Origin of the sequence: Streptomyces sp. JJ66, assembly GCF_019303495.1 — a bacterium.
Classification (GTDB): domain Bacteria; phylum Actinomycetota; class Actinomycetes; order Streptomycetales; family Streptomycetaceae; genus Streptomyces.
In genome coordinates this window covers 138,500-143,456 of record NZ_JAEVFI010000003.1, presented here as the reverse complement: position 1 = coordinate 143,456, position 4,957 = coordinate 138,500, and the positions used below count along the sequence as shown (strand labels likewise).

3 protein-coding genes and 2 pseudogenes (1 of these 5 only partly in view) are annotated in these 4,957 nt (G+C 71.1%); all 5 read left to right on the top strand.

The genetic code is table 11. The annotated features are described in order from the left end of the window. Nucleotides 1–121, top strand: a pseudogene (locus tag JJV70_RS22440) (roadblock/LC7 domain-containing protein); the annotation flags it as partial. A 68-nt stretch (nt 122–189) separates the two neighbouring features. Then, nucleotides 190–603: a DUF742 domain-containing protein gene (locus JJV70_RS04190; RefSeq protein ID WP_219046308.1), complete on the top strand. Its 414-nt coding sequence runs from the start codon at nt 190–192 to the stop codon at nt 601–603. Further along, nucleotides 584–1,097: pseudogene (locus JJV70_RS04185) on the top strand (ATP/GTP-binding protein). The gene JJV70_RS04190 and the pseudogene JJV70_RS04185 overlap by 20 nt, the downstream one beginning before the upstream one ends. Nucleotides 1,098–1,455: 358 nt before the next feature. After that, nucleotides 1,456–4,884 (top strand): nitrate- and nitrite sensing domain-containing protein, encoded by a 3,429-nt coding sequence (locus tag JJV70_RS04180; protein WP_308294672.1) that lies wholly within the window; start codon nt 1,456–1,458, stop codon nt 4,882–4,884. 10 nt (nt 4,885–4,894) lie between these two features. Continuing rightward, nucleotides 4,895–4,957: the 5' portion of a roadblock/LC7 domain-containing protein gene (locus JJV70_RS04175; RefSeq protein ID WP_219046320.1), read on the top strand. Its footprint extends 321 nt past the window's final position; only the first 63 of its 384 coding nucleotides appear in the window; it begins with the start codon at nt 4,895–4,897; its stop codon lies off the right edge, out of view.

Below are 4,957 nucleotides of genomic sequence, written 5' to 3'. Positions count from 1 at the left end.
CGCCCACCCCGACGCCGACATCGGTCTCGTCGGCTACGAAATGGCGCTCCTGGTGGACCGCGCCGGCACCGTGCTCACCCCTGAGCTCCGCTCGGAGCTGCAGGGCAGCATCATGAACTAAGCGACACGCTCCCCCCACATGAGCACCCCCGTCCCGTTCGATGACCTCATGCCTCGCCCGGAGGAGCCATGACCACGCCGCCCGCTTCGTCCGACCCGTACGGTTCGCACCATCACCTGCCGTACGACGACGATGACGGCGACCAGCCGCTGGTACGCCCGTACGCCATGACGGGCGGCCGCACCCGCCCGCGCTACCAGCTCGCCATCGAGGCGCTGGTGAGCAACAGCGCGGACCCGGCGCAGCTGCACGGCCTCCTCCCCGAGCACCAGCGCATCTGCCAGCTGTGCCAGGAGGTGAAGTCGGTCGCCGAGATTTCGGCGCTGCTCGCCCTCCCACTGGGGGTGGCCCGGATTCTCGTCGCCGACCTCGCGGAGGCCGGCCTGGTGGCGATCCACCAGCCCGGCGGCACCAGCGAGCCCGGCGGTGCACCAGATGTGACACTGCTCGAAAGGGTGCTCAGTGGACTTCGCAAGCTCTAGCGGTGCCGCCCGCTCNCTCCACCACCTCCGCGAAGATCGTGGTGGCCGGTGGGTTCGGCGTGGGCAAGACGACCTTCGTGGGTGCCGTATCGGAGATCAACCCGCTGCGCACCGAAGCGGTGATGACGTCGGCGTCCGCCGGGATCGACGACCTCTCGCACACCGGCGGGAAGACCACCACGACGGTCGCGATGGACTTCGGCCGCATCACGCTGGACGACGACCTGATCCTGTACCTGTTCGGTACTCCGGGGCAGGACCGGTTCTGGTTCATGTGGGATGACCTGNNNTACTTCGAGAACAGCGGCCTGCCGTTCGTCATCGCCCTCAACGGCTTCGACGGTCACCAGCCCTACGGCCCCGACGAGGTCCGCGAGGCGCTCCAGATCGGCCCGGACGCGCCGATCATCACCACCGACGCCCGCCACCGCAGCGAGGCGAAGTCCGCCCTGATCACCCTCGTCGAGCACGCCCTGCTGGCCCGGCTCCGCTGACCGTGCCGCCGGCCCCGACCCGGGCCGGCGGCGCGCTCGGCGCGCGTGCGGGCTGTGTACTTGGCCACACGGACTTGTCAGGCCCCGTACAAGGGTTCATAACGTTTCGACAGAGAATTAAGGCTCCGCGACCACAGGCCGCGAACGCGTCGCTCCCCTGTGCGTACGTTTGCGCTGCCTTATGGCGTCAAAGAGCCCGGATGCCCGGTTTGTCGAGCGTGGTGGCGGTCCCTTCGCGATCACTGGTCGCATATTCAAGTGTTTGGAAAGCACCGTCCCGACGTGCTGCAATTCGCTGAACTCAGCAGTAGTTGCGGCACGTCGAACCCGAGGTGCCGACGCCGAGAGGTTTGGTCGAGTGAGGCGCAGCAAGCCGGACCCCCCATCGCCCGAAGAACGCGGCAACTTCACCCCGCCGCGCACGGCGGCCGGTCCTGCGCGGACCGCTCACGCGGCCGCGGGCACTCCGGACGGGGAGAGCGGCACGAGCCATAAATTCGCCATCCGCAACTGGCGGGTGGCCACCCGGCTGAACGCCATCCTGCTCATCCCCGTGCTCGTCGCCCTCGTCTTCGGCGGCTTCCGGGTACAGAGCTCGATCGAGACCCTCCGCGACGCCCAGGACGCCGAGGCCACCGCGGAACTCGTGCGCGCCGCCGCCGCCTACGGCCACGCCCTGCTCGACGAGCGTGACCGCACCGTCGCGCCCCTGCTCGCCGGTGACGAGGACGCCCGCGAGGTCGAGGACGCGCGCCAGGCCACCGACGCGGCCCAACAGGCGTTCGACGAAGCCGCGCAGGACGCGCCGAAGACGCCGAGCCTGGAGCGCCGCCTGAAGGCCATCCGTGAGGCCGAGCCGCGGCTCGGCCCGCTGCGGGAGAACGCCTACGGCGACGAGTCCAGCGGCGTCCAGACGCACCTCGGCTACACCGAGGTCCAGCACCCGCTGATGAACCTCGCCAACGAACTGGGCCTGGGCACCGAGAACGTCACCGCCTACGGCCGTTCGGTCTACGCCATCTCGCTGGCCAAGGCCGCCGAGTCCCTCACCCGCTCCATCGGCACCCACCTCCTCGTCCCCCAGGCGCCGACGGGTGAGGAAAAGCAGGAGCTGGTCCTCAACTTCTCCTCCTACGCCTACCTGGAGCAAATCGCCCTCACCGAGTACACCAACGCCGCCACCGAGGAGGACGTGGAGCGGCTGACGTCCGAACTCGGCGCGCTGCGAGGGCAAACCGACTCCTCCGGCAGCGATGGCGCCCCGCCCTCGGTAGACGAGATGGTCCAGCTCATCGGTTCCGGCGCAGCGCCGGAGGAACTGGCCGAGCGCGGCGTCACCCCGGAGGTCTGGTACCAGACGACCACCGCCAAGTTCGATGCCTACCGGGGGATCGAGGAGGACCTGGCGAACCGGGCGCTGGAGGAGTCGCAGCAGATCGCCGCCGACGCCAGGACCGAGGCGATCGTCAACTCCGTCATCGTGCTCGCCGCACTGCTGATCGCCTTCGTCGTCGCCGCCCTGATGGCCCGCTCGATGAGCACGGCCATGAACCGGCTGCGCACCGCCGCGTTCGACGTGGCCGAGCAGCGCCTGCCGATGCTCGTCGATCAGCTCTCGCGCACCGACCCGGGCCGGGTGGACACCGAGGTCACGCCGATCCCGATCGACAGCCGCGACGAGATCGGCGAGGTCGCCCGCGCCTTCGACCAGGTGCACCGCGAGGCCGTCCGGCTCGCCGCCGAGCAGGCGCTGCTGCGGGGCAACGTCAACGCGATCTTCACCAACCTCTCCAGCCGCAACCAGGGCCTCATCGAGCGCCAGCTCGGCCTCATCACGGACCTGGAGAACAACGAGGCCGACCCCGACCAGCTGGAGAACCTGTTCAAGCTCGACCACCTGGCCACCCGCATGCGCCGCAACGGCGAGAACCTCCTCGTCCTCGCGGGTGAGGAGCCCGGCCGCCGCTGGAACCAGCCGGTGCCGCTGGTGGACGTCATGCGCGCCGCCTCCTCGGAGGTCGAGCAGTACGAGCGCATCGAGATCAGCGGCGTGCCGGAGAGCGAGATCCACGGCTCCGTCGTCACCGACCTCGTGCACCTGCTCGCGGAGCTGCTGGAGAACGCCACGTCGTTCTCCTCCCCGCAGACGAAGGTCAAGGTCACCGCGACCCGCCTGCCGGACGGCCGCGTGATGATCGAGATCCACGACAAGGGCATCGGCCTGACGGCGGAGGACTTCGCCGACATCAACCACAAGCTCGCCAACCCGCCCACCGTGGACGCGGCGATCTCGCAGCGCATGGGCCTGTTCGTGGTCGGCCGCCTGTCGCTGCGGCACGGCATCCGCGTCCAGCTGCGCCCGTCCGGTGAGCAGGCGGGCACCACCTCGCTCGTCATGCTGCCCGAGGCCATCACCCACGGCGGTGGCGGCGAGGCCATGATGGAGGACGACTTCACCGTCTCCCGCCGCATGCCGGAGGCCACCAACGACCAGGCCGCGGCTTACCAGGGCGACTCCAGCGCCGCCGCTCTGGGCTTCGACGACACCCGCTACGGCGCCGACGTGCCCGACGACCTCTCCTCGCTGGACCCGGCGCACCGCTCCCTCTCGCGCGACGCGCGCCGTTCGGGGCCACAGCAGCGGCAGGCCGCCGGTCACGGCGACCAGCAGCCAGGTGACGCCGACTACGGCACCAACGGCGGCCACCCCGGTGCGGACCCGTACGCCCAGGGCGGCCAGAACGCCTACCCGCACAGCGACCACCCCGGTGATGCCTACGCCCAGGGCGCCTACCAGCGGGGCGGCTGCGACCAGGGCGGCCCGTACCCCCAGGACGGTTACGCCGAGCAGGGCTACGGCCAGGACGCCTACGACCGCCCGCGGTTCGGCGAGTCGGGGTACCCGGACCAGGACTACCCAGGTCAGGAGTTCCCGGATCAGGGCTACGCGGGTCGGGACTTCCCGGGGCAGGACACCGCCCAGCAGGACTACGCGGGGCAGGACACCGCCCAGCAGGGCTACGCCGCCGCCGGGTACGACGCCGAGGCATATCAGCAGCCCGCTGACGACGGCCGGCAGCAGTACGCCGCGCCCGACGAGACCCAGCCCATGCCGCGGTTCCCGATGCCGCAGCAGAGCCACGCCGACGGCACCCAGCCGGGCGGCGCTCCGGCACCCGGCGCTGATCAGGCGCGGACCTCTCCCTCGGCGGGCGGCGACCGCGAAGCCTTCGACCCTCCGGGCGCCGCTGGCACCGGTGCCCTCACCGGCGCGGGTCTGCCGCGCCGCGAGACCGGCACGGGACTGCCGCGCCGGGAGAAGCGGAACCAGCCCGCCGGGGACGCTCAGGCTCCGCGGCAGCACCAGCCGTCGCCGGTCGCGCCGCCCCTGGCACCGCCGCCTCCGCCCGCTGCCGGACCCGCGGCCCAGCGGGATCCGCAGCCGCCGACCGCTGCGCCGGAGGCGTCCTCCGACCCCGAGACAGGCGGGTGGCGTTCCGCCAACGACGAGCGGTGGGAGCGCGCGGAACAGCTGCGTGACCCCAAGGCCGGGGGGATCACCTCCTCCGGTCTGCCGCGCCGGGTGCCCCGGGCGAACCTCGTCGAAGGCACCGCTGAACAGACCGATCACCAAGGCCCCCAGGTCTCCCGCACTCCGGAGGACGTGCGCGGCAGGCTGAGCAACCTGCACCGTGGCGTACGCCGGGGGCGGGGCGCCACCGGGGGTTCCCCACAGAACGACCGACCGGGCTTCCACCCCGGCAGCAGCTACGAGCAGGAGCGTTAGTGTGAGCCCGATGAGCCAGGCGGCGCAGAACCTGAACTGGTTGATCACTAACTTCGTGGAGAACACCCCCGGG